Source organism: Streptococcus suis, from assembly GCA_002831545.1.
GTDB lineage: Bacteria > Bacillota > Bacilli > Lactobacillales > Streptococcaceae > Streptococcus > Streptococcus suis_P.
The window spans coordinates 1,205,269-1,230,924 of record CP025095.1 but is presented as its reverse complement, the minus strand read 5'-3'; the positions used below and the strand labels follow the sequence as shown (position 1 = coordinate 1,230,924).

At 39.0% G+C, this 25,656-nt stretch carries 24 protein-coding genes and 1 pseudogene; 3 read left to right on the top strand and 22 right to left on the bottom strand.

Annotated features, from left to right (window positions below):
- The 14 genes from CWM22_06105 to CWM22_06040 form a co-directional block, all read right to left on the bottom strand.
- Entirely contained in the window at window positions 1–2,430 is a 2,430-nt protein-coding gene (locus CWM22_06105; protein ID AUC91493.1) for a conjugal transfer protein TraE, read from the bottom strand.
- Window positions 2,387–2,755 (bottom strand): PrgI family protein, encoded by a 369-nt coding sequence (locus CWM22_06100; protein AUC91492.1) that lies wholly within the window; start codon window positions 2,753–2,755, stop codon window positions 2,387–2,389. The genes CWM22_06105 and CWM22_06100 overlap by 44 nt, the downstream gene beginning before the upstream one ends.
- Before the next feature lie 12 nt (window positions 2,756–2,767).
- Window positions 2,768–3,631, bottom strand: a complete 864-nt coding sequence (locus tag CWM22_06095; protein AUC91491.1) for a hypothetical protein — start codon at window positions 3,629–3,631, stop codon at window positions 2,768–2,770.
- An 8-nt stretch (window positions 3,632–3,639) separates the two neighbouring features.
- Window positions 3,640–3,855 carry a conjugal transfer protein gene (locus CWM22_06090; GenBank protein AUC91490.1) on the bottom strand — a complete coding sequence of 72 codons (216 nt, stop codon included), beginning with the start codon at window positions 3,853–3,855 and terminating at the stop codon, window positions 3,640–3,642.
- Window positions 3,855–4,163 (bottom strand): single-stranded DNA-binding protein, encoded by a 309-nt coding sequence (locus tag CWM22_06085; protein ID AUC91489.1) that lies wholly within the window; start codon window positions 4,161–4,163, stop codon window positions 3,855–3,857. Before CWM22_06085 ends, CWM22_06090 begins: the two co-directional genes overlap by 1 nt.
- A 75-nt stretch (window positions 4,164–4,238) precedes the next feature.
- Window positions 4,239–6,026, bottom strand: coding sequence for a conjugal transfer protein TraG (locus CWM22_06080; protein AUC91488.1), 1,788 nt, complete (start codon window positions 6,024–6,026; stop codon window positions 4,239–4,241).
- A gap of 11 nt (window positions 6,027–6,037) precedes the next feature.
- Window positions 6,038–6,532, bottom strand: coding sequence for a PcfB family protein (locus CWM22_06075; GenBank protein ID AUC91487.1), 495 nt, complete (start codon window positions 6,530–6,532; stop codon window positions 6,038–6,040).
- Entirely contained in the window at window positions 6,525–9,119 is a 2,595-nt protein-coding gene (locus tag CWM22_06070; protein ID AUC91486.1) for a hypothetical protein, read from the bottom strand. The genes CWM22_06075 and CWM22_06070 overlap by 8 nt, the downstream gene beginning before the upstream one ends.
- The gene (locus tag CWM22_06065) at window positions 9,116–10,075 is read right to left on the bottom strand and encodes a conjugal transfer protein (protein ID AUC91485.1); all 960 of its coding nucleotides are present in this window, start codon (window positions 10,073–10,075) and stop codon (window positions 9,116–9,118) included. Before CWM22_06065 ends, CWM22_06070 begins: the two co-directional genes overlap by 4 nt.
- Window positions 10,076–10,281: 206 nt before the next feature.
- Window positions 10,282–10,647, bottom strand: coding sequence for a 50S ribosomal protein L7/L12 (locus CWM22_06060; GenBank protein AUC91484.1), 366 nt, complete (start codon window positions 10,645–10,647; stop codon window positions 10,282–10,284).
- A 65-nt stretch (window positions 10,648–10,712) separates the two neighbouring features.
- Window positions 10,713–11,207: a 50S ribosomal protein L10 gene (locus CWM22_06055; GenBank protein AUC91483.1), complete on the bottom strand. Its 495-nt coding sequence runs from the start codon at window positions 11,205–11,207 to the stop codon at window positions 10,713–10,715.
- A 578-nt stretch (window positions 11,208–11,785) separates the two neighbouring features.
- Window positions 11,786–13,879, bottom strand: coding sequence for a type I DNA topoisomerase (locus CWM22_06050; protein AUC91482.1), 2,094 nt, complete (start codon window positions 13,877–13,879; stop codon window positions 11,786–11,788).
- A gap of 92 nt (window positions 13,880–13,971) precedes the next feature.
- Entirely contained in the window at window positions 13,972–14,814 is an 843-nt protein-coding gene (dprA, locus tag CWM22_06045; GenBank protein ID AUC91481.1) for a DNA-protecting protein DprA, read from the bottom strand.
- Between the two features lie 56 nt (window positions 14,815–14,870).
- Window positions 14,871–15,428 carry a sugar O-acetyltransferase gene (locus CWM22_06040; GenBank protein AUC91480.1) on the bottom strand — a complete coding sequence of 186 codons (558 nt, stop codon included), beginning with the start codon at window positions 15,426–15,428 and terminating at the stop codon, window positions 14,871–14,873.
- A 128-nt stretch (window positions 15,429–15,556) separates the two neighbouring features.
- On the opposite strand from CWM22_06040, the gene CWM22_06035 reads away from it, so the two are divergent.
- The 3 genes from CWM22_06035 to CWM22_06025 all read left to right on the top strand — a co-directional run bounded on the left by CWM22_06035 (window position 15,557) and on the right by CWM22_06025 (window position 17,156).
- Entirely contained in the window at window positions 15,557–15,868 is a 312-nt protein-coding gene (locus tag CWM22_06035; GenBank protein AUC91479.1) for a rhodanese-like domain-containing protein, read from the top strand.
- A gap of 96 nt (window positions 15,869–15,964) precedes the next feature.
- Window positions 15,965–16,516 carry a DUF1836 domain-containing protein gene (locus tag CWM22_06030; protein AUC91478.1) on the top strand — a complete coding sequence of 184 codons (552 nt, stop codon included), beginning with the start codon at window positions 15,965–15,967 and terminating at the stop codon, window positions 16,514–16,516.
- Window positions 16,506–17,156: a hemolysin III gene (locus CWM22_06025; GenBank protein AUC91477.1), complete on the top strand. Its 651-nt coding sequence runs from the start codon at window positions 16,506–16,508 to the stop codon at window positions 17,154–17,156. Before CWM22_06030 ends, CWM22_06025 begins: the two co-directional genes overlap by 11 nt.
- 35 nt (window positions 17,157–17,191) lie before the next feature.
- On the opposite strand, the gene CWM22_06020 is transcribed toward CWM22_06025, so the two are convergent.
- The 8 genes and pseudogenes from CWM22_06020 to CWM22_05985 form a co-directional block, all read right to left on the bottom strand.
- Complete coding sequence (locus CWM22_06020; protein AUC91476.1) at window positions 17,192–18,199, bottom strand: YdcF family protein; 1,008 nt, start codon at window positions 18,197–18,199, stop codon at window positions 17,192–17,194.
- Window positions 18,196–18,975, bottom strand: a complete 780-nt coding sequence (locus CWM22_06015; GenBank protein AUC91475.1) for a ribonuclease HII — start codon at window positions 18,973–18,975, stop codon at window positions 18,196–18,198. Before CWM22_06015 ends, CWM22_06020 begins: the two co-directional genes overlap by 4 nt.
- Window positions 18,962–19,813 (bottom strand): ribosome biogenesis GTPase YlqF, encoded by an 852-nt coding sequence (locus CWM22_06010; protein AUC91474.1) that lies wholly within the window; start codon window positions 19,811–19,813, stop codon window positions 18,962–18,964. The genes CWM22_06015 and CWM22_06010 overlap by 14 nt, the downstream gene beginning before the upstream one ends.
- A 99-nt stretch (window positions 19,814–19,912) precedes the next feature.
- Entirely contained in the window at window positions 19,913–20,401 is a 489-nt protein-coding gene (locus CWM22_06005; protein AUC91473.1) for a YkgJ family cysteine cluster protein, read from the bottom strand.
- A 51-nt stretch (window positions 20,402–20,452) separates the two neighbouring features.
- Window positions 20,453–21,100 (bottom strand): annotated as a pseudogene (locus tag CWM22_06000) (septum formation protein Maf).
- Between the two features lie 51 nt (window positions 21,101–21,151).
- Window positions 21,152–23,257: a bifunctional metallophosphatase/5'-nucleotidase gene (locus CWM22_05995; GenBank protein AUC91472.1), complete on the bottom strand. Its 2,106-nt coding sequence runs from the start codon at window positions 23,255–23,257 to the stop codon at window positions 21,152–21,154.
- 425 nt (window positions 23,258–23,682) lie between these two features.
- Window positions 23,683–24,954, bottom strand: a complete 1,272-nt coding sequence (locus tag CWM22_05990; GenBank protein AUC91471.1) for a dihydroorotase — start codon at window positions 24,952–24,954, stop codon at window positions 23,683–23,685.
- 36 nt (window positions 24,955–24,990) lie between these two features.
- Window positions 24,991–25,647, bottom strand: coding sequence for a uracil-DNA glycosylase (locus CWM22_05985; protein ID AUC91470.1), 657 nt, complete (start codon window positions 25,645–25,647; stop codon window positions 24,991–24,993).
- Between the last annotated feature and the right edge of the window lie 9 nt (window positions 25,648–25,656).

Sequence of the window (25,656 nt, the reverse complement as noted above, 5' to 3'; positions counted from 1 at the left end):
CTAGCCCTTCCTGACCTCTTCTGGTTTGGTTGTCATCTTCTGATACAAAAGTGTATTCTTAGGGAATTGGTCTAAGAAAGGAACAATTGTATTACCAAAGAATAGTAGCCCCTCTCCAGCATCAGAGTTGGTTACATAATTGAGCTGATAGGGAGATATTTTTAGTTTTCTAGCTAGAATTTCTCTGTCCCCTGAAGCCTGGTTCAACATCATAATAAAGTCCGTATTATCAAAAACATTTTCTATTTCCTTACTCGCTAAAAGGTCTTTTACGTTTTGAGTTAAACCTGTCGGAATCCCTCCCCACTTACGAAACCTCTTCCAAATTTCAACCGAATATTGAGCTGTTTGTTCCTCCTTTAGCAGTAAGTGAAATTCATCGATATAATACCGTGTAGATTTTTGACTTTGCCTATTTTGTGAAACCTTGTTCCATACCTGGTCTTGAATAACTAACATACCAATCTTTTTTAACTGTGTCCCCAGCTCTTTTATATCGAAGCATAGAAGTGATTTATTCAAGTCGACATTTGAACGATGATTAAATACATTTAGTGAACCTGTCACATATATCTCCATTTCAGTCGCTAATTTTCGACCAACGCTTTCTTCCTGTTTTATCAACAAATCATATAAATCCTGTAAGATTGGCATATTCTCTGGAATAGGGTTTTCGAAGTATGCTTCGTAGATTTTCGGCAGACATCGGTCAATGACAGATTTTTCAGCGGCTGTTAACCCAGAACCGCCTACTACAAGTTCGAGCATTGACATGATAAAATTCGCCTTATCTTTCAGAGGTGCATCGCCATCTCCATAGTTGAAGTTTATATCTAATGGATTCAAATAATCCTTAGATTTAGCGGAAACATGAATAACCTCTCCACCAAATGCTTCTACAAGAGCACCGTACTCTCCTTCTGGATCACAGATAAGAATATCATCATCTGTTACTAGTATGGCATTGGAAATTTCACGCTTGGCTGAGAAAGACTTACCAGAACCAGGTGTCCCCAAAATTAATCCATTGGGGTTCTTTAGTTTCTTCCTATCTGCCATAATCAAGTTATGACTTATAGCATTTAATCCATAATAGATAGATGTACTTGAAGTCATAAAAAGCTCTTCAGTCGTAAAGGGTATGAAGACGGCCGTACTTGAAGTCGTTAATTGCCGCTTGATTTTGATACAATTTATTCCTAACGGTAAAGCTGATATTAAGCCTTGCTCCTGTTGGTAATCCAGACATTTCAGCATACAATTATGTCGGCTACAAATAGTTGCTAATTGAGAGACTGCATTATCCAGTTTTGCTTTCGTTAATCCTTGATTAAGAAGGATAAACGATACGAGAAACATCTTTTCATCACGACTCTGCAAATCATTCAATAGGTGTTTCAAATCAGTACCATAGGTCATCAAATCGGAAGGAATAATATCTAGATCATAACCAGAACGATATGCCTTCTTCTGCTCTTCCATCGTCATCCGTTGCACATCGGTAAACTTACGTTTAACTAACTTGATCGCTTCAACTTGATCTAATGCTTGTATATGTAGCGATAGAACCATATTCTCCTCAAGAGTAAGTAATTCAGTTAAAAACCTATCTGATAATTCTGATGCTAAAATCTGTACATGATTGGTCTGACACAAAACATTATCCATTGAAAAATACTTCTTCTGAAAGTGAAATTTATCTGGCACAATCGAAGTGCGACAATCACTATTGCCCAAATCCTCTGGCAAATCAGAAACTTGCTCTGTCGGGTTCAAAATATGATGAAGTACAATCAATCGTTCAAAACCATTTAGGACAATAGAACGAATCCCCATCCCTTTCAAATGAGATTGTAGATCAATTTCCAACCTGGATAAAACAACCTTTGCTTGACGATAAGTATCTTCTTTTACGCCAAAAACAATATATTTTGTTTGCCTTAAGCCGTTATTCCCCTTCTCCAATTGATTTTGAAGCATATCTCTAAATTCGCAACGTAATGACTCTAATCCATCATCTTTTGATGGGATTGTAATTGCATCTGCTAATTCATCCAATCTTCCAAGTTGGTTAGTAAAACAAAGTTGCAATCTGGTCGAATTATCAAAACTATTTAAAAATGCAGCAAACTGATTGAAAATGTAATCTCGTTGCTCTTCCAATGCTAATTGATAGTTAATATCTTCAAAGGCAATCATTTTTGTATAGTAGCCATCAGTTAATTGAAAAATTCCATTTTCATATACTTTTTCAATTGGTATTGTATCTTCAGCAGTCAAACATTTATCTCCTAATTCAAAAAATGATTTAATAGAACCAAGTAACGTGTTATTATCCTGTTTTAGAGGTTCCTTTTGAATCTTTTTTAATTGGGCTTCCTTTGCTTCAAGAAACTCTTGTGCCTGTTTTCTTTTTCTTTCTGGTCTCATGTACCTCCTCCTTGTGCATCTTTTTGTAGAGTGTTCTCTTATATCTCACACATGGCTGATAGTGTTGTTGTAAGAAAATATACTTAAGATAGATTTCACTAGTTAATCCATCCTTTTCATAAAACGTTAAAAATAAAAAAGGGAAAGCAAGTAAAATAAAGACGAGCATAGCCAAATCGTTACCAACACTTTCCCTAATAGATAAATAAATAGGCAGACTTACTAAGCCTGCCACCGAAAAACCAATTAACTGACGCTTGGTTAAATTAAAAGCTATTTTTGTTTTTACCTTGGATAAATCCTTTGGAATTTGAACATATGCCATATTATCTCCTCTCTAATGGGCATTCATGATTGACCTTGCAAGGGAACCAGTTTTCAACATCATGAATCCAAGTAATACTGTATAACCTAAAATTGAAAAGACGGACATATGAATATCCGTCATTTTTACACCTCTTAGTAATACAGCATAAATACCAAAACAGATGACCAGGAACAATCCTTGTAAAGCCAATGCGAACAGCCCACGAATGTAGTTATGTCCCAATTGACCCCAATCTCTATTGCCAAGTGTAGCAAATGGCAAAGCGGCAACTGAACTATAGGCATATATCTCAAACATCCTTCCATATGTGATAATGAGAATAATCAATGAGATAATTTGAATAGTTAGTTTTACTACTTGAAGTTCAAAGACTATTCCTACCAATTCTCCAATGTTCTTATCTTTCAAACTGTCAACCATGGCAGTAATCTGCTCAGATGAAATAGATGTCTCACTATGAATGACTCCTGTTGCTTGTCCTATCATGTGTTGACCTACATCAAAGGCTGCCATCGCAAATTCAAAAGCATGGGAGACTAAATACACTGCAACCCACATCTTGATGACATATTTGAAAAATTCAAACGTATCAACTTCTGCCATATTGTTCTTCTGCATCACTACTTGGATTAACTCTAAACATAAAACAGCTGTAATAACCAATCCAGCGATTGGTAGTACGACACTATCATTAATGTGTTTGATAAAGGAAAACACTTCTCCATTGAACTGGCTAGGCGATTGACCTACTTGGCCAGATACAAAATCTAATTGATGATTCAAGTCAGTAAACATACTTGTCAATGTTCCTTTTATCATATCCAAAAGGATCTCTTGAATCATTTCTTCTAGTTTTCCAAAAATATCAAACATAGCCCCTCCTACTGGATTAAGTTAGCAAGAAGCGGGATTAGTTTTAAACCAATTAACACAATACCTCCACCAGCCATTAGTTGCTTAATACCTTGTGACTTTGCTCCAGGGTTATCATTACCATAACCTTCCATGAGGTTGATAACACCCCAGGCACCTAAACCACCACCAATAGCAATTACCAACGTTTTTAAGACATCAACGCCTTGTGTAAAAAAATCCATTACTCTTCCTCCATTTGTTCTGTTTCAATTTTATTCATTGATTTTACGATAAAATTCTTGTAGACTTTATCACCTTTTCGATTTTCCTTGAAGTAACCAAATACATGGATGAGGTCACCTTTTTCAAATTCTTTTGCAATTTCTACCTTGTCGCCATAGGCAGAACAATTAGTGTATTCCTTACCCTTTCCGTATTTTTTTACTAGTGAGAAATTTACAACTGGGACGATACCCTCCTCAGTTTCAAAGCTAGAAAAAACGACATCTTTGACAAGATGAGCATTAATATTAATCATTTCATGTTCCATAATTTTCCTCTTTCTATGATTTTCTAAATCTATATAAAAAATATTGGCGGTTCTCTAATCCTCATCAGATACCTCCTACAACTGAATAATTCTAGTATTCTCAGACAGTTTGGCTTGGCCTCTATTCTTGAGATAGGCCTCAATATCAAACTTGTTTCTCTTATCAAAATCCTCTAATAATTTGTAATGCTTATGCTTAGTAATATCATACTTATCAGAATAAAATGGCCGTGTCCCACGAATCTCCAGGATACATTTCCCTCCATCCATCACTTTTAACTCATCTCTGGACATTAACTCCTTTCCGAGTTTTTGGTAATTAAGACCAAATGATTTCTGATTGGATCTGGTTTCACTTGTATTGTAGAGTTCAATAGTTTCTTTACCTAAGTTTTCAGCCAATTCTTTTAGCGTAGTACCTTCTTTTCCTCCAAGAAATAACTCGGTATCACAGTTTCCAATAATTGTGTCAGCATTATCCTTATATATGGCTTTCAATTGAGATTTCGCTTGAAGAATGATTGCCGCGGAAATTTCACGAGAACGAATTGTAGCAATTAACTTTTCAAATCTCGGAATTAAACCAATATTTGCAAATTCGTCCAGAAGACAGCGAACATGGACTGGTAGTCGACCACCATAAACATCGTCTGCTTTATCGCAAAGTAAATTAAATAACTGAGAATACATGATGGACACTACAAAGTTAAAGGTGTCATCTGTATCAGAAATGATGACAAATAGGGCAGTTTTTCTATCTCCCAGAGTATCCAACTCCAACTCATCATCACTCATAAGTTCTCGCAACTCTTGAATATCAAACGGTGCCAATCTAGCTCCACAGGATATGAGAATAGATTTGGCAGTTTTACCCGCTGCTAGTTTATACTTTTTGTATTGCTTGACCGCAAAGTGATGTGGTTTTCTTCTTTCCAAGGCCAGAAATAAATAATCAATGGCATTCTTGAAATTTTCATCATCTTCACGAACTTCACTAGCATCAATCATGGCCAATAAGGTATTAAAGTTTTGTTCTTCTTTTGGACTTTCATAGTAGATATAACCAATCAAGGCTGTATAGTAGAGTTTCTCGGCTTTGACCCAAAAATCTTCTCCCGCTTTTTCTCCCTCTCCCTTGGTGTTGGCTATAATAGTTTGAACTAGTTTAAGAATATCCTTCTCACTTTTTATATAAGCGAAAGGATTATATTTCATTGACTTTTTGAAGTTAATAGTATTCAGTATTTTTATCTGATAGCCATTTTTTTCCAACATCTTGCCACATTCAAGAACGATTGTTCCTTTTGGATCTGTGACACAGTAACTAGAATGCATTTGCATTAGATTCGGCTTCACAAAAAATCTTGTCTTTCCACTACCAGACCCTCCTACAACCAAGATATTTTTATTCCGAGCAAACTTTGGATTCGACGGTCGAGAATTCATGGTTAATTTCTCACTATCTGTCAAAAGAATATTATTCTCGAATACTGGATCTTCATATGGCTGAATATCTTTCCTATCACCCCATCTGGCAGACCCATATTCCACTCCATTCCTAAACTTTTTTGCATTCTTTTTTCTAAAATAAAGTACTATTCCAACAACAACTGACAAGGTTAAGCCAGTTATTATTTCATCAAGACTAGGAAAGAATATCCACCGCATCGTTTCAATTTCTAGGATTGCTTGAAATAACCTATCAAGGAAATCCCCATCAGAAAAGTTATTGACATGATGTCCTAGACAGGTACCGAGATACAAAAATAGGAGATAGGGTAATAAACTCTTTGCGAGTAATCTCCTATCTCCTAAGTGAATAATATTGAGTATATCTTGTTTGATTTGTTTTAATACTTCAATCCTACCACCTCCTACAAGGATTGTTCCTGATGTTTTTGTTTGATTTTTGGTTTTATGATATGTTGGCCAAGTGATTTTTGATATTGTTCTATTTTCTTAAGAGTTGACTGCTTAATTTTTGTTTTTCTCTCTGCACGTTCAACTGCCTGCTTAAAAGAATGTTCTAAGACAGCCGTATCTTTAGCCTGAAAAAACACCTCAAACTGTTTATTCTCCTTATTCCTCAATACCGAGAATCGAACACCATGCTTATTTAGTTCCTTTTTCAATTCAAGAAGTTCAGGCTGTTTCATAGGCAAATTTTCTAACGTTCCCTTTCCAACTAAATCTTTTAAGGGAACTTCCCCCTGTAAACTTTTTTGAGATATGTATTGTTTGACTGATAATTTTTTTGATTCAGCTTCTTTAATAACTAGCTTTAAAGCTGCAATTATCATTTTGGCGGAACTTTTTGCTAACCTTAGATTTAGTGTTACAAGACGATTGCCAACCTCCTCGTTAATCATTTGATTTCCGTCCCTTCCAAATAATCATCCCCAATGAAGTAAATAAACAAAAAATACTACTGATGATAATCAACAGAGGACTTACAAGTGTTTCTCCAGTTTCTGGCAATTTTGAACCATTTGTATTATTTGTAGTGTTACTATCCAATTTTGTTGTAGTTTTACTTTTATTTTCATCAGTCTGACTAGAATCTTTCTGATTAATTTCTGAACTATCTTTAGTTACTTTCTCGATTGGTTTTTCTGTATCACTCTGCGGATTATTTGGTATTTTTGGCACTTTAGGAAGATTATCATCAGATGATGGAATAACTATCTTAGTCTGACTGTCTGTATTATCATTATTTGGAGAAGGGGACTCTTTCTGTAATGTTTTTGTTCCTACTAGGATAACTTGATTCTGTGGCTCTTCAATCGGAATTTCTTCTACGATAGATTCGCCACCTTGTATCCCACGTACATAATTTGTTGTCACAATAATTTTTTTCTGTCCATTTTTCCCAACTTGGATTATCTTCTCAACACCTTCTTCAAGGCTATCATCATACTCTTTCACAACAGTAAACGGAATTTCATTCAAATTCTCAACTTTAGAAGTGGTATTTATAGGCTTTGTACCAACCTTGACCAATTCATCAACTGCTTCACGTTGAATAAATGACTGAACATTGATTGGCTCTCCGATTTTTTCACCCTTACTAGTTCTATATGTTGTTACCACATCTACAATTCCAGGGACTCCTTCTCTAATAACGACACGTTCGTCCTCAAATAAATAATTATCTTCTTCAATAATCATTCCAAATGGAATCTTCTCGCTTGATTTTTCTATTACCTCACCTTCAATTTGCTTGGTCCCAATTTTTACGACCTTATCAATTTTAGGCTTATTTTCCTTAGCTTCTGATTTGAAAGGGGCGAGTTCTTTTGTACCTTTAATTGTCCGGTAATAATCGTGAAAAGTAAACTCACCGTTTTGACCCTCGACTATTGTTACAATTTCACCTTCGTATAGATTTGTATCTACCTCCTCGATGATATTAAATGGTGTAATTTCAGTTCTTGTGATAATTTCCTCGCCTTCAATCGCTTTTGTGCCGTAGTGAATTATTTCATCACTTGGGGCAGTCTCAGAAATAACACTTGAGCTTAATAGCTTATCCGTTCTGATACCTTTTTTTGTTTCAAAAATATCTTGAATAGTCTTTGTGCCTCTTATTCCTTTTCTAACTATAATTTCATCTCCAACATACATATCAGGATTTTCTTGTCGAATAACACGGTAATCTATCTCTTCTACTCTTTCTAATGTTTCCTGACCTGTATTCTCATTAACAATGATTTGAAAAGGATTACTGTCCTCCAGAACAATACTTGTAGGAGGTATTGAAACAAATGTATATCCATTCGGTGGGGTAATCTCTAATGTGACTTCTTCTCCTTTGTTACCAGTAATTGATGGCCCATCACTTACCTTTTCGCCGTCTTCAGTAACAAATTCAATCATTTTAGAAATAGACTCAGGAATTGAGGGCTCTTCCGATATCTTTTCTACAACTTCGATGTAATTGTTGTTTGAGGCATACAAATCAAAACCATGTATATTATTTCCATCACCAATTGACATAACTGCAAGTCGTGTTTTTAATGGATTAATAGTCGAGTTTTTCCAAAAATTTAATCGACCAGTTGTCTGATATGTTTTACCATTTACGTCAAATTCAATTTCTGAGTTTACCTTTGTTTCAGTTACTTTCAACTGTTGAACTTCATCTTCAGTTAGTTCCCTTAATTGTTTCATTGGTTTTCCAGTTTGTGGATCCATTGAAAATTCACCATTTGATACTAGATAAAAATGTTGTTTAGCAGTTTTCAGTCCATTCAATCGACCGTTAATAATATTCGTAGAAAGTTCTTGATCACCCACTTGTACTTTTAAGTATCCTGAATTTGATTTATGATAGGCAGATGCCATATCTCGGTACTCAGGTGTTTGAAAGAATCCAGTTACTAACTGACCACTAACATCCCTTACGTTATCTGCTTCTGTTAATTCAAAGTATCCATGGTGGGAAGTGCGAGTTGTAAGAAATGCGTATGCAGTATATGATAGACTACCGTAAATATTATAAATATCCTTACCTAGGTAGCGATTCATCTGATACTCTACCATACCGTAGTCAAGCAAAGGTACTTCTCTGCCATCTATAACAGCAGTTAGTTGACCTATTTTGTCACGCTTTAAATCAGATAATGTCTTTGGCTGTCCATTGACAAATAATTTGTAAGGATAAGTTTCAGGAATACGGATAGCATGATAATTCTCCGAAAGACTAGAATGTGCTGCTTTAGAAACTTCAAAACTCGTATTTGAATAATCAATAATGAATTGATTCCCAGCTAAAGTCCCCCATTCTTTACTACTCCCAGCTATATCATTTCGATGAGATGCTACTTCATTAGCATAAACTGTGAATAAATTATTAGGACTAAGAATAATAGAATTTACGCTAATGAAACCAATGGAGAGTGAAACCAATCCAATCGTTAATTTACGTAGGCAAAATTTACTTATTTTTGAAATCATAAAATACTTCCTCCAAAATCTTGTTTTACTTGGTTTGAATAATAAGCACCTATTGTTTGAGGTGCATTAAATGCTGTTGTTAGAATATAGGCTCTGATATTACGAATGTTAGAATCTACCTTTGACAAACACTCACAGATATAGTCAATATGGTGCATATTTAATTGTCTAAAACGTTCTTTTACAAAATTTATCGGCAATCTCATTTGATTGATAGAGATTGTGCCTTCATTTTGGTAAAACACATCAGCAATGATAGGTAGCACCTCATCCCATTCACATAATTTCTCAACACAACCTGATTCTTTCAATATGTCATACTGAACTTGTTTTTTTAATTTTTCTAGCTCATCCTCCACTTCGATAAATTGATTGATATAAAATGAAGTATTATCTGTTGTATTATTTGAAGTATTATTTGGTAATGGTTGGCTCATATTGACACTTTGCATTGGTTCAGTTTGAACCAATCCATTGGTTCTTTCTGAATTATTGCATTGGTTCAATTTGAACTTTTCCATTGGGTCATTTTGACCCAATGCATTGGTAACATCATTCTCATCTGCCTTTTCTAAAACTTTACTTGCTACGTTATTTCTCTTTTGCTTTACCTCCTCCTCTAATGTGAAAATTTTGTCATAGTTCAATGAATACCATTTTGTTTTATCCCTTGGATCTTTATTGTAATTCCCCGTAAATAAATAGCCGGCTTTTTCTAGTTTTGAAAATGTCCGTTTTACAGTTTCATAACTTAGGTAAGAAAAATCGGACTCATGCCAAGCCCGAATAGAATTATAAGTCCAGTATTTTCCATCATGGTAGTTCTTCCCATTCTGTTTATTTATTTCTAGCCAAAAGTTAATTTGTTGAAGGACGATAGCCTCGTTCAATCCAATTTCTCTGGCCAAGACAGGATTTGCGACTATTGGTCGCTCATCAAACAATAGTGCGTTCATACACACCTCCTACATCATTCTTCAAAAAGAAAAGCAACCAGAATTTTCTGATTGCTCAATAATCTAAAATATTATAAAACCCCACCACGTTTAATCGTGGTGGGGTTTGTGGTGGGGAATCAAATGATTCCAAACCAATTTAAATCACCATAAAGGCGTTAAAAGCCTTATTACTTGGTTTCTCACTCCAAATATACTCTAATATATTATTTAAGAGTAACTGAAGCGCCTGCTTCTTCCAATTTAGCTTTGATTTCTTCAGCTTCTGCAGTTGCAACGCCTTCTTTAACCATAGCTGGTGCACCGTCAACAAGCTCTTTAGCTTCTTTAAGACCAAGACCAGTGATTTCACGTACAACTTTGATAACGCCAACTTTTTTGTCGCCAGCAGATGTCAATTCAACGTCGAATGAGTCTTTAGCTTCTTCAGCAGCACCACCAGCTGCAGCAACAGCTACAGGAGCAGCCGCAGTTACACCAAATTCTTCTTCGATAGCTTTAACAAGGTCGTTAAGCTCAAGGATAGTAGCTTCTTTAATTTCAGCAATAATGTTTTCAATGTTCAATGCCATTGTGATTTTCCTCCAATTTAGGTTTTTAAATAGTTTGTAGCACTAAGCAGCTACGCTCTGACGCATTAAGCTGCGTCTTCTTTTTCTGCAACAGCTTTGACAGCGTATGCAACATTGCGAACTGGCGCTTGAAGTACAGAAAGCAACATAGAAAGCATGCCTTCGCGGTTTGGCAATGTAGCAAGTGCTTCGATTTCTTCTTTAGAAGAAACTTTACCTTCTACAGCACCACCTTTGATTTCAAGAGCATCAGCAGTTTTCGCGAAATCGTAAATTGTTTTAGCTGGAGCAACTGCATCGTTTGAGAATGCAACTGCAGATGGACCTACAAACAATTCTGCAAGACCTTCAAGACCAGCTTGCTCAGCAGCACGACGCAAGATTGAGTTTTTGATAACTTTGTACTCAACTTCTGCACCACGCAAGTTACGACGAAGAACTGTATCTTGTTCTACTGTCAAACCACGAGCGTCTACAACAACGATAGATGTTGCAGCTTTCATTTGCTCAGCAACAGCATTTACTAATTCCGCTTTTTTAGCGATAATAGCTTCACTCATTTTTTTACCTCCGTTTTTATTTTGGGCTAGGCACAAAAAAATCGCACCTAAACCTAGACACGAAAGTACAAATACGTTTATTTCAATAATCGTTTTGTGCCTCGGTAGGATGTTTACGAGTCTAGCTCCCCTACTGTCTTAGGTCAGTTTTTTCAAACCTCAATTATCATAACACAGTATTTTCAATAATGCAAGACTTTTCTCCTATTTTTTTAATATTTTTTTCAATTTTTTTCAAGCAGCAGTGCCGTTTAGTTAGTTTTAGTTGTAGAGGTCAGACTTGGAATGTGAAACACGAATTGCTGTGATTTGCTTCGCAAATCTTATCTCCAACCTTTTTACCTCGATTTTTTCATTTCTAAGCTCAGGCTGAAACAGTTCACTGAACAGTTTCACTCCACTGGCCTGTTAAACCCAATCAACCACTGCACTGAGAAGTGACTTTGGACTTTTTGACCAGCCTCGTTTAAAGTTGAAAATAAGGAAACGAAGTTTCCTCGCTTGTCGAAGTAAGCTAAGATAAACTAACATGACTATAAAAAAACAACTGCCATTCCCTTGAGAATAGCAGTTTAATCTTATTTAATCTTGTCTTCTTCGTAGTCACCATTTGGGCAGACAACTTGTTTACCACCACCACGAACTTTTTTCTCAACGAGATAGTGGTCGCATTTCGGACAAGAACGCCCGACTGGCTTGTCCCAAGAAGTAAATTCACACTCTGGGTAGCGATCGCAACCATAGAAAAGACGATTACGTTTACTCTTGCGTTCAATCACTTGCCCTTTTTGACAAACCGGACAAGTCACACCGATTTCTTTAGTGATTTGCTTGGTATTGCGACAGTCTGGGAAATTGCTACATGCATAGAATTTCCCAAAACGTCCTAATTTAATAACCATTTCATGTCCACAAACATCACAGTCAAAGCCAGCTGGTTCATCCTTAATTTGGATTTTTTCCATCTGTTCTTCTGCCTTAGATAATTCTACCTTGAATGGCTGATAGAAACCGTCAATGACCTTCTGCCACTGCTCTTTCCCGATTTCTACATCATCCAATTTTTGTTCCATATCGGCTGTAAATTTGACATTGACAATATCTGGGAAGAATTCAACAATCAGCTTATTAACGATTTCTCCGAGTTCAGTTGGTTCAAATCGCTTAGCTGCAAGCTTAACATAGTAACGTTTTTGAATGGTTTCAATCGTTGGTGCATACGTAGATGGGCGACCTACACCATTCTCTTCTAATGTTTTAATTAAGGTTGCTTCAGAGTAGCGAGCTGGTGGCTGAGTAAAGTGTTGTTCTGGATTTGTTGACGCGCGCACCACCGTGTCACCTTGTTCCATATCTGGCAACATTTTATTTTTATCAGCGTCGTTATAGACAGCCATATAACCATCGAATTTTACTTGGCTACCATTAGCAGCAAAAATCACTCCATTTTGACCCAAACGAACACTCATGGTATCAAAAACTGCTGCAGCCATCTGACTTGCGACAAAACGATTCCAAATCAGTGTATATAGTCGCAACTGGTCCTTGTCCAGATATTTTGCAATTGATTCAGGTGTTAAGTTAACATTTGATGGACGAATGGCTTCGTGGGCATCTTGTGCACCACTGGCATTTTTTACTTTATTACCATGCTTTGAATAGGTAGCACCAAAACGCTCCGTGATAAAGTCAGCAGCTTGTGCTTGTGCAACAGGGCTAATACGTGTTGAATCCGTACGCATATAGGTAATCAAACCTTGGGTACCACCTGTGCCAAGACTGACACCCTCATAAAGTTGTTGAGCAACCATCATGGTTTTACGAGTACGGAAATTGATTTTATTAGCTGCATCCATCTGCATAGTAGAAGTTGTGTAAGGCAGAGGTGCATTTCGTTTGCGTTCCTTACGCTCAACCTGTTCTACTAAGAAATCATCCCCATCAAGTCGGGCGAGAATTTCTTTAACCTGCTCATTGTTTTCAACCTTGACTTTTTTTCCATCTAAGCCATAAAAGCTGGCTTGGAATTTCTTGCTCCCCTTTTTAAAGGTTGCATCAATTGTCCAATATTCTTCTGGTTTGAAATTGCTGATTTCATTTTCACGGTCGATTATTAATTTGAGCGCAACCGATTGAACACGTCCTGCTGACAGACCTTTTTTGACTTTCTTCCATAAAATAGGTGATATGGAGTACCCTACAATACGGTCTAGAACACGGCGAGCCTGTTGGGCATCAACCAAATCATGATTGATGGCACGTGGCTCCTTAAAGGCATTTTTGACAGCATCTTTTGTAATTTCATTAAAGACAACACGGTTTTTGTCATTTTCATCAAGGCCCAAAATATGAGCCAAATGCCATGAAATAGCTTCTCCTTCACGGTCCGGGTCACTTGCCAGAAAGACTTGTTTGGCATTTTTTGCCTCTTTCTTCAAGGAATTGATAAGCGGACCTTTTCCGCGGATATTGATATATTCAGGTGCGTAGTTGTTATCGAAGTCAATAGACATACTGGATTTTTTCAAATCACGGATATGACCTACTGAAGCAACGACCTTATAATTTTTACCAAGATATTTTTCGATTGTTTTTGCCTTAGCAGGCGACTCTACAATAACGAGATTTTTCTTGGTTGTCGTTTTTTTCTTACTAACTGTTTTTGTAGCCATTCTTATACCTTACAAATATTTTTAACCTCACAAAGAATATACTATTTTTCAGTCAGTGTCAAGCTATTTATTTTCCTATAGGAAGACTTGTTTTAAAATTGATACTCAGAAATGATGTCCAATCCTGATGTAACGCACTTTGCTCCCTCTTGAATCAAATGATGACATCCATCTGATTTCCCATCCATAATGGAACCTGGAATAGCATAGACTTCTCTGCCTTCTTCCAAGGCACGTTCACAAGTAATCAAGCTGCCAGACCGCATTTTTGCCTCGCAGACTACCAATCCTTCCACCAAACCAGCTATAATGCGATTGCGTTCTGGAAAATGGTATTTGAGAGGCTGAGCACCAGCTTCATACTCTGTCAGCACCAAATGGTGTTTTCCAATATAGGTCTGCAAATCCTTATTTTCTTTTGGATAAATCTTATCCAAACCTGTTCCAATAACGGCAATGGTTTGCCCACCATTTTTCAGGCTAGCAATATGAGCAGCTGTATCAATTCCCCTTGCCAAACCACTGACAATAACAAAGCGATTATTTAGTTCCTTGATAATTTTCTGAACAGATTGGATACCATTTTTACTGGCATTTCGTGTACCAACAACTGCCAGCTTTGATTTTTCCAGCAATTCTAAATCCCCTTGATAAAACAAAAGTACAGGTGGATTGTAAATCTGTTTGAGCGCCAAAGGATAGATGTCATCCAAAATCGAAAAAGAAGGAAACTTGTTAAATTCTTCCCGACAAGATTTGATATCCAAATTTTTATAGTTTTCCATAAATAACACTGGATTTTTACATTCGGATACGACAGCGATATTGCGCAAGGTCAATTTTTTACCATGTAAATCTTGATAGGCCAAAACTTTATTAATATTAAGATTGGTCAAACCTGCTTTTTTCCATTTAAACAATTCAAAATTATTCATTTTCTTCACCTCATCTAGTCTATTCGCAAGGCAAAGAAAAAATTCTCCCGAAGAAATTATTTTTTAGGTATTTCTTTGATAACACGCGCAGGATTGCCAGCCAAAACGACATTATCACCGAATGATTTGGTAACAACTGCTCCAGCTCCAACAACGACATTATCGCCCAAGGTCACGCCAGGTAAGATTGTCACCCCACCGCCAGCCCAGAAATTATCACCAATGGTAATTGGAGCTCCATATTCCAAACCAGAATTTCGTTCATCAGGATCCAGTGGATGAATAGGAGTTAACAACTGTACATTTGGACCAAGCATGGCATTTTTCCCAATGGTAATGGGACAAACATCCAACATGGTACAGTTGAAATTAGCGTAAAAATCCTCACCAACATGAATATTGCTACCGTAGTCACAATAGAAATTTGGCTCCATATAGATGCGTTGGCCTGTAGTTCCAAACCAGTTCTTCAATCGCACAGAGCGGACTTGTCCATCTAGTTCTTCGTTAAATTTTTTCATCTGTTGGCGGGCAAAGATTCGCATCTCTCTCAATTCAGCATCTGCTGCCATATAAAATTGCCCAGCTATCATCTTTTCTTTTTCTGTTGGCATACTTCTGCTCCTATTTTCTTCTTAATACATATCATAGGATTTCTTATTCTAAAAGTCAATCTTTCTTGACAAGTCCAGCTAAGATTTGGTATTGTTCTTATTAATTTAAACCAACGAAAGAGGGAAGCATGCAAGAAAAACATGAACAAACTATAACTTTGACTGCTACAGAATTGCTTGGGTTGATACAAACTGAATCGGTGCAATTGCTAGATGTTCGTGACCCAGAAGAATATTCAGCTGGTCATATTGGTGGTGCTATTAATTGTCCCATGGATCGGATTGCCGCATTTGATGGACCAGTCGACCAACACTATCTCCTCATCTGTAAGAGCGGAAAACGTAGCAAGCTGGCCAGAGAAATCATGTCATCTAAGGGATTTAAGGCAAATGATATTGCAGGTGGCATGGAGGCTTGGGACGGATTGATTGTGAAATAAGGGTATTTCGGAAAGGAAGCATCCTTTTTCTTTACTTTATTTTTTAAAAATTATATAATCTAGTTATCATTACTAGATAAAAGAGAGTAGATAATCATGAAACAAACTATCCCCTACTGGCATGAACTACCAGACTTAGACCTCTATTTGGACCAAGTTCTGCTGTATGTTAATCAAGTAGTCAATTCTCAGGAAAGCCTTGAACAGAAGAGTTTATACTCAATGAAAATCAACAGTAGCCTAGGAAACGAAGCCAATGATAGAACTGGGGTTCATCAAGGCAAGTTGACAACGGATAATGTTGATTTTCGAAGAGTATTGACGGCTGCCATGATAAACAACTATGTCAAGCACAAGCAGCTCGAAAAACCTGTTAAGAAAAAATACCAAAAACAACAAGTAGCCCGCTTGATTGCCTTGACTATCTTAAAAAATGTCTTTTCCATTCAAGAAATCAGTCAGACCTTACATCTTCTTCTCCAGACAAACAGTTCTGAAACACTCTACAATCATTTTGTTGACTGCATGCGAAACGAGGAAAACGAAAAAACACCTGACATCATTCGCTACGCTTGTCAATCCATCAAACTCTACTACAAAACCCGTCAACTCACTGTTGAGTTAGAAAGGAAATATCATGAATCCTAGTTTGAAATTAAGTTTAAAGCTTTCATTTGGTGAAGAAGTCGCAAATAGTGTGACACATGCAGTTGGGGCCTTGTTTATGCTGATTTTACTCCCTATTACTGCTATCCATTCTTTTCAAGATTATAACGTGACAGCAGTAGTCGGCATGTCCATTTTTGTCATCAGCCTATTTCTCATGTTCCTATCCTCTTCCATCTACCACTCCATGCCCTATGCTTCTACTCACAAATACATCCTGAGGATTATTGACCATAGTATGATTTACATCGCTATCGCTGGGAGCTACACACCTGTTGCCCTTTCCTTGGTCGGTGGTTGGCTGGGCTATCTGATTGTTGGTTTGCAATGGGGATTGACTATTTTCGGTATACTCTATAAAATTTTTGCTAAAAAAATAAACGAAAAATTCAGCCTATTTCTCTATCTCTTTATGGGCTGGTTGGTGGTCTTTATCTTGCCAGCCATTCTTCAAAAAACTGGACTTATTTTCGGAATTTTGATGCTGGCTGGTGGCTTATCCTACACCGTAGGTGCTATCTTTTATTCTAAGAAAAAGCCTTATTTCCACATGATTTGGCATCTCTTTATCCTATTGGCTTCAGCACTGCAATACATGGCCATTGTCTATTTTATGCTATAAGAAAACAGCTTCTAGAAAACTAGAGGCTGTTTTTACTACATTAAACTGATGATCATACCAAGCAGATAAAGAACTGACATGATACCTAAAAACACCAAATGCACCTTTCGGCTCATGACTACATAGCCAACAAATTCCCGAATAAAGGCATTAAGGCTAAAGTAAAATTTGGTTTTTGCTCCATAGCCGATACATTTGATTTTCAGTTTTCGGGCCAATAGCAGAGCTCTGAAAACATGATAGTAATTGGTTACAAGGGCAAATCGACTACCAGGTTTCATTAGGGCATAGGAAAATTTCAAATTTTCTTCTGTGTTGGTTGATTGGTTTTCGATGAGAATGTCTTCAGCAGGCACTCCTTTCTCCAAGGCATAATTTGCCATAGCTTGACCTTCAGCTATGAGTTCATCAGGTCCTTGTCCGCCTGACATGATGAGCTTACTGCCAGGATGTTTCTGGTAGATCGCTATGCCTTTTTCAATCCGCGAAGCCAAAAGTGGCGTCACCTTATCACCAATCAATCCAGCTCCAAGCACCACCACATAATCAAGCTTCCCAGGGAAAAGATTGACCAAATTGACAAAGCTAGATGTCGTATAAAGCATACTGATGATAATGGCATAGGACACTAAGAATCCAACATAGACAAACACCATATTGAAAAAACTGATACCAGAAAGGGAGCTTGCCACAGATGGCGCGATAAAGAGATAGAAAGTTAAGCCGATAGCTAATCCTAAAGACAAAAAGTTATGAAAACGGACACCTTCTCGCTTCAAAATCCGAAAACCGTTCAGATAGAGGGTAATCAGCAAGACAAATGGACCACTTAAGAAGGCTAGAGCCAATACCATTGCCAGAGCGATTGCCAATAAACGCAAGATTTCATTGTTTTCGAGAATGCCTGTTGAGATAATCCATGCCAAGGCCCAGACGAGGATGTTCAAAGCAAACAGGGAGATAAAAATCGACCGTCGCTCCCAGAAATAAAGAAGGGCAAATAATCCGCTGGAAGCTAGTAAAAGCCAGAAAAAGACCGTCACGACGATTTCCCTCCTGCTAGCATTGTCTTAATGGGCTCAAAGGTCTTACGGTGAATGGGCGTGATGCCTAGCTTGTTCAAGCCTTCTAAATGCTCTGCCGTTCCATAGCCAGCATTCTTGGCGAAACCGTAGCCTGAGAACCCCTTGTCATAGTCCGCCATCATCTTATCCCGCGTCACCTTGGCAACGATAGAGGAAGCTGCGATAGATAGGCTATTGGCATCTCCCTTGATGATAGAAGTTTGCGGTAGGGGTGTATCCAACTTCATAGCGTCTATCAAAAGGTGTTCAGGCTCTTGGCTCAACTGCCCCAAAGCTTCCAACATGGCTAATTTGGTCGCCTCATAGATGTTGACCTGGTCGATGACAGCCGCATCTTTGACGCCTACACCGACTGCCACCGCTCGCTCCATCACTTCTTCGTAGATAGCCTCGTGCTTGGACTTGGGGATTTTCTTGGAGTCATTGAGGTAGCGAATTTTACAGCACTTGGGCAAGATAACTGCCGCTGCCACCACAGGACCTGCTAGAGGCCCTCGGCCGACTTCGTCGATACCAGCGATGAACTCCACCCCATTTTCATAAAGGGCTTTTTCGTAAGATAGCATAGCTTCTAAGCGAGCATCTTCTGCTGCTTCTTTTTCCAGCTCCTTACGGCGTTTCTTAATAGCAGCCTGAACCCCTGCTCGCTCATCCTGAGATAGTTGGTCCCAGACTGGACTGTCCAGACTGTCTACCTGAGCCAGCAGAGCAGTCACTTCCTTAATCGTTGCCATCTAAGTCACTCACCCTGTCTAATGTATAGGTACCTAAACGCCCATCCCGAACGTCCTTGACAAAGAGGTTGTAAAAACGGTCATAATCATCACGGAAGCCCAGTTTTTTTGTCCAGTCCATAATAAGTTCAGGCGTTTCCTGCTCCAAATCCATGCCCTTGAATCGCTCTTGGAGGCGTTCTGGGTAATTGGCTTTGAAGTAATCCAGACCGAAAATAGTCACTTCGTCCATGGGCAAGAGCTGATCCTTAATGGCTCCTGTCAGAGCCAACTTAAGTCCAACTTCCTGGTCCTCAAACTTAGGCCAAAGAATTCCTGGCGTATCAAGGATTTCAAGGTCCTTGTTAGATTTAAGCCACTGCTGCCCCTTAGTCACACCTGGTTTGTTGCCGACAACGGCGATTTTCTTACCAGCCAGACGGTTCATGAGGGTAGATTTCCCTGCGTTTGGAATACCGATAATCATGGTCCTCAGGGTTTCTTTTTGAATGCCTCTTTGGCGGAGGCGTTCAATTTTCTCTTTCATCAGGCTCTTGGCTGCGTCGGTCACTTTTTTCACCGTCGCTTGCTCTTTTGAGTTGATAGCAAGGGTACGAATGCCCTGACCTTCAAAGTAGCTCTGCCATTCTTTCGTACGGACAGGGTCTGCCAAATCGACCTTGTTGAGAATCATGAGCTTGGGCTTGTCTCCAACAATCTTTGTCAGCATGGGGTTCTGGCTGGATAGGGGCAGGCGGGCATCGACCAAAATGGTCACGAAATCAACGTGCTTGATGTTTTCCTGCACCTGCCTGCGAGCTTTTGACATGTGGCCCGGAAACCATTGAATAATTGCCATGGGGTCCTCCTAAATATGATTCATTGAAAAAAGCCGTAAAAACGGCTTGTTTTTTTATTATTATAGCAGAAAATCAATATTTTGTCTTACTTGTTCCCCTTAAATTCTCTCCCGTAACTTTTCGACAAAGAGATAGGCTGCGGGACAAATCAGAGTATTTTTTATTGTTAAATTATTGATTTGATAAATCTTCTTGCGGTCAGTATGCGGAAATTCTCGACAGGCTTTGGGACGAGCATCATAGATACTACATAGATTATCGCCTCCAAGGAAGGGACAGGGCATGGATTGAAACACCTTATCTCCGTCCTCATCCACACGCAAATACATATCCTCAAAAACTGGAAGTTTCATGCGCAAATGCTTGGCAATTCGGGTAATATCTGCTTCTGTAAAGAGTGGTCCCAACGTTTTACAACAGTTGGCACACTCTGTACAGTCGATTTCAGAAAATACTTCGGCATGAATATCTTGAACAATTCTATCCAAATTTTTAGGTGCTTTTTTCTTCAAATTTGCTAGAAATTTTCGATGTTCTCCTTGCTTCTGCTGGGCCAATTGCTTGTATCTTTCAATGTCGACGGTCATAAACTCTCCTTTTCGACCACTATTATACCACAAACTAGCTATTGAGCTCTGCTATTTTTCAAAACCTTCTTCAGAAAAAATCCTGCGGGAAACTTCGGCTACAGGTAGACCAATAATGGTGTGAACATCCCCTGAAATGCCCGCCACAAAGCGTGGATCCAGCTCCTGAATACCGTATGCACCTGCCTTGTCGAGTGGCTGCTTTTAACGGATATATGATTGAATAACCTCTTCAAGGGCTGGATAATAGTCGACAAAATCAATCTGTGCAACCGTATAAAAAACATCCAGTGAGTGTCTTGTCCGTAGGCAGACAGAGGTTACAACGTGATGACTCTTTCCAAAATAGGAACGTAACATGGTTTCAGCTTCTGTCAAATCTTGAGGCTTGTTAAAAATTTGCCCATCTGACACGACGATTGTATCCGCAGAAATGTAGAGATGACCAGTTACCAAATCCATGTCCGATTTGGCTTTGGAAATTTCACAACAAGTTTTTGCAGCTCGAGTGAGAAAATCGTCTGTAGCGAATTGTTTCATAAAATGTTCTTCGATACCACGCTCATCCACTTCAACTGATGCGATTTGTGGTTGTAAAAATCCCAATAATTGTTTACGACGCGGGGAGTTGCTAAGCAGAACGTAAGAACTAATCTGCTCACGATCCCCCTCTTTTTGATATTGAAATACAGTTTGCATGTTTCCTCCAGTCAAAAACAGAGTCCGAAGACCCTGTTTTCAGATGATTGATTAATTTTCTTTTCTACGACCTACTGCCATGGCCAGTCCTGCAAGACCTAAACCAAACAGGCTGAGCGTCAGATTCATCTGATCACCAGTATTTGGCAAGACTCCTGCTTTTGTAGTTTTTACTGGACTTGCTACTTCTGATTTTTTATCTCCTACTTTAGGAGAATCAACTGGGGCCTTCTTGTCCGTTGCTGAAGTATTTTGCGCTTGATTAGATGGTGAATCCGTATTTTCAGCTGGAACAGTTTCTGGATTTGAGGCTGGATTTTCTGGCTCAGTATCCAATAAAATTTCGATAAAGTCTGGGTAGCCATCTTCATCCGTATCAATGCTTGAATTTACAGGAATGATACGTGAATATGGGTTGACAACCTCATAAGCTGATAAGTCAGCTGTCTTTAGGTATTCAGCAAAGACGCTGTCCATTGAAGGACCTTCTTCACGTGCTCCGCCAAGCATTGTGTAGCCATCACCACCAGCAGCAAGGAAGTCATTTGTTGCTAAATAGTACGTTTTTTCAAGATCCAAGGCGTCATATTCGCCAGTCTCTGGATTAAGAATACCGATAAGAAGAACACGTTCTTCTACAGGAAGGGTTGGATCGTAGAATACATTTGCTCCTGAAATGTGTAGGAATCCACCACTAGCTTCAAAGAGCGGCATACCATTTTCATCTAAAAGCATCTCGCCAGTTTCTGGATTCACTTGCAATGTAGATGATAAAGACTTGGTAAACATATCATAAATTTGCTGACCAGTCACAGTGATTTGAGAAACAATGTTACCAAATGGCAAGACTGCAATAATATCACCTTTTGTAACAGGCTGATCTTTAGCAATTGTTGCACGTAGACCACCACCGTTAGTCACAGCAAGGCTAGTTTTGTTTGAAAATCCTGTTTGACCATAGGCATAAATCGCATCCGCCACTGCATTCCCCAAGTTGGTTTCACGAACACGCACGTTTGAGCGGTCTCCGTTTAATTCTACTGGGTTATTTTCAATAACTACTTGAGCATTTTCAGCTTCATATTTTGCTTTAATTTCATCAACCAAGGCTGCGATTTTAGCATTTGGCGTCACATTTTTAGTATCCGCAGCAGAAATCAAGCTAGCTTCACCCAATAACTTATCGGATTTCAAGGTTACTTTACCGATATTGTTCAAGTAAGAGCCTGTTTGATTATAAGTAACGTTTTCTCCATAGGTAGTCGCTTCTACCGTGTGGGAATGACCATCGATAACAATAACACGTTTACCAGCTAATTTACTATTTTTAGAAAGTGCTTCAGCAAGAGTTGAACCTCTCCATTCAACAGGTGTTGTAGAATCAACACCTAGGTGAGCTAGAATGATATAGTTCTTGTAAACACGATTATCTGCTAGAGCACGCGCTTCCACTTCGTCAATCACTTTATTGACTTCTGTGACTGGGTCGGTAAATATTACTCCCTCAACATTTTTAGGATGGGTTTTTGTAGCAGTTTCAGGTGTTGTTACACCGATAACTACAAATTCATCGCCTACAACAGTTGGAGTTTTATCGACAATAGTTGAAGCTTCAAAAACACGAGCGCCATTAACGTAAGTGTTAGCACTCAATAGCGGGAAGTTCAAGGTTTCTTTGTACTTGATTGCTTGATCCATCCCAAAGTCAAATTCATGGTTACCAACAGCCATTGCATCATAGCCGACTTGGTTCATGATATTGGCGCGGTCTTCACCTTTTGTAGAGTTGGAAATTGGAAGTCCTTGGAAGGCATCACCAGCATCTACTACAATTGTATTTTCTACTTTGGCACGTTCTTCTTCAATGACTGCTGCAGCCTTAGCGTCACCGATGACATTCTTTTCTTCAAGAATGCGACCGTGAACGTCGTTTGTGTGGATAATGACTGCCTCTACTGTTTCTTCCGCAGCAGGAACAACAGTTTCCTCCGTTGCTACATTTTCAACTGACGTTGCTGGCTGATTGGTTGTCGTAGCTGCAGTCGTTGTTTCAGCAGCTTGTACTTGTTGAGCTAAAACAAATGGCGCCAACAAGAGTGTGGACATTACAGGCAACAAGATTTTTTTCTTTTTCATAAATAGACCTTTCTTCGGCATTTTTTATATCTCTATTATACACTTTTTATCAAAAAACAAAAACATTAAAATCGCTTACATGTCAAAAAGGTTCGAAATAAGGGAGCGGGAAAGAACTCGACTGGTCAAAAAAGAGTTCGTCAACAATTTTTCGTTTTAAGTTGTTGAGCTGAAACAGTCTATCCCCAGACTGTTTCACTCCCACCCCCGCACAGCTCAAACTGTCTGGGAGACAGTTTGAGGTTGGAGATAAGGCGAACTCTGTTCGCATCAGTCGTAGAGGTCAGATTTGGAGTGTAAAACACGAATTGCTGAGATTTGCTTCGCAAATCCTATCTCCAACCTTTAACAGTCCACTGGACTGTTAAACCCAATCAACCACTGCGCTGAGATGTTGACACGAACCCTGAGAAGCGAGGTTAAGCTTTTTGCCCAGCCTCCATTTCCTATTTACCAAATACTATTTGTCCATTTGCAATGGTGTAAAGGACCTGTCCTTTCAGACTATCACCAACAAACGGAGAATTAGCAGACTTCGAGGTAAAATCCGCTGTGACCAACCGATTTGCATTTGGGTCAAAAATAACAAGATCAGCTGGGCCATTTTCAGCAAGATAGCCAGCATCAAGACCATAGAGCTTGGCTGGATTAATAGTCATTTTCTCCAACAATTGCACGAGGGTCAGATGCCCTTCTTCCACCAGATGCGTCAAACCAAGTGAAAGCGAGGTTTCCAAGCCTGTCATTCCTGAAGGAGCTTGCGTAAGATCCTCTACATTTTTCTCATCTGCGTGATGAGGTGCATGGTCCGTCGCAATGACAGAGATAACACCAGATTTCAACCCATCAATCACAGCCAAGCGATCACTTTCTAATCGTAGTGGCGGATTCATTTTAGCATTGGCACCTTTTGTTAGAAGTAAGTCCTCAGTTCGTGAAAAATGTTGAGGTGCGACTTCTGCCGTGACGTTTGCTCCGAGACCTTGAACAAATTCAACCACCTTGACCGACTCGGCTTTGGATAGATGCTGGATATGGACACGCGCACCTGTTTCATAGGCAATCATAACATCACGCGCAACCATGCTGTATTCTGCCACGCCAGTTGCACCACAAACATGAAAATGTTTTTCAGCTACTTGCTCGTTGAGTCCCAAGACACCATTCAGGTCAGGGTCTTCTTCATGCAGACTGATGAGACAGCCCTGCTCTTTGGCTAATTTCATAGCTTTTCTAACCACGCCAGCATTTGTCAAAGGAATACCGTCGTCCGAAAAGGCCACCGCTCCAGCTTCTAGCAAAGCAGGAAAATCGGTCAGATTTTGACCGTCGAAATGATCTGTAATGGTTGCCACACTATAAATGTGAATAGCTTCTTTTTTAGCGGAATCCAATACTTCTTTTAAGGTTTCAACATTTGAAATCGTCGGATTAGTGTTTGCCATCATGACAACAGAAGTAAAACCACCCGCTGCTGCAGAAAGAGCTCCTGTATGAATATCTTCTTTATGGGTCTGACCAGGCTCCCGAAAATGCACATGAACATCAACCAAACCAGGAGCAACGACTAATCCTGTCGCATCAATCACTTCTTGCTCAGCATCTTCTGAAATCGACTCCGCAATCTTAACAATCTTACTTCCGTCCATCAAGATGTCGCAAACCTTGTCTAAACCGGATTGCGGATCCAATACACGACCATTTTTCACTAATAACATTCATATTCTCCTTTGTAGTACCAAAGCCATTACCATCTACTGTCGCAGCCAATCAATTCCTGTTCTGCCTTGTGAAGTCAAGTAGGCATTTGCTTGTGAGAAGGGCTTGCTTCCGAAGAAACCTCGATAGGCTGAAAGAGGGCTTGGATGAGCAGATTCGATAACCAGATGTTTTGGATTGGTTATCAACGCCTTTTTCTTGCGAGCATAAGCACCCCAAAGAATATAGACAACAGGCTGGTCTAAGCTATTGACCACCTTAATAACAGCGTCCGTAAAAGGCTCCCAGATTTGCCCTGCATGTCCATTGGCCTGACCTGCTGGCACAGTTAAACAAGCATTGAGCAAAAGCACACCTTGTTCCGCCCATGCTGTCAAATCATGATCTTGTTTGACGCCAATATCATCCGTCAATTCTTTTAAGATGTTTTGAAGAGATGGCGGAGCTGGTACCGAGTTCGGAACAGAAAATGACAAGCCCTGTGCCTGACCAGGTCCGTGATAGGGATCCTGTCCCAAAATAACTACTTTAACCTCTTCCAAATCCGTTGTTTGAATGGCAGCAAATACCTTCTCACGAGGCGGATAAATGGTTCCACTAGCATAAACATGATCTAAAAACTGATTGATTTTACCAAAATAATGCTCTGGCAACTGTGCCTTTATCAATTCGTGCCAAGCTGAATGTTCCATAAACTGCTC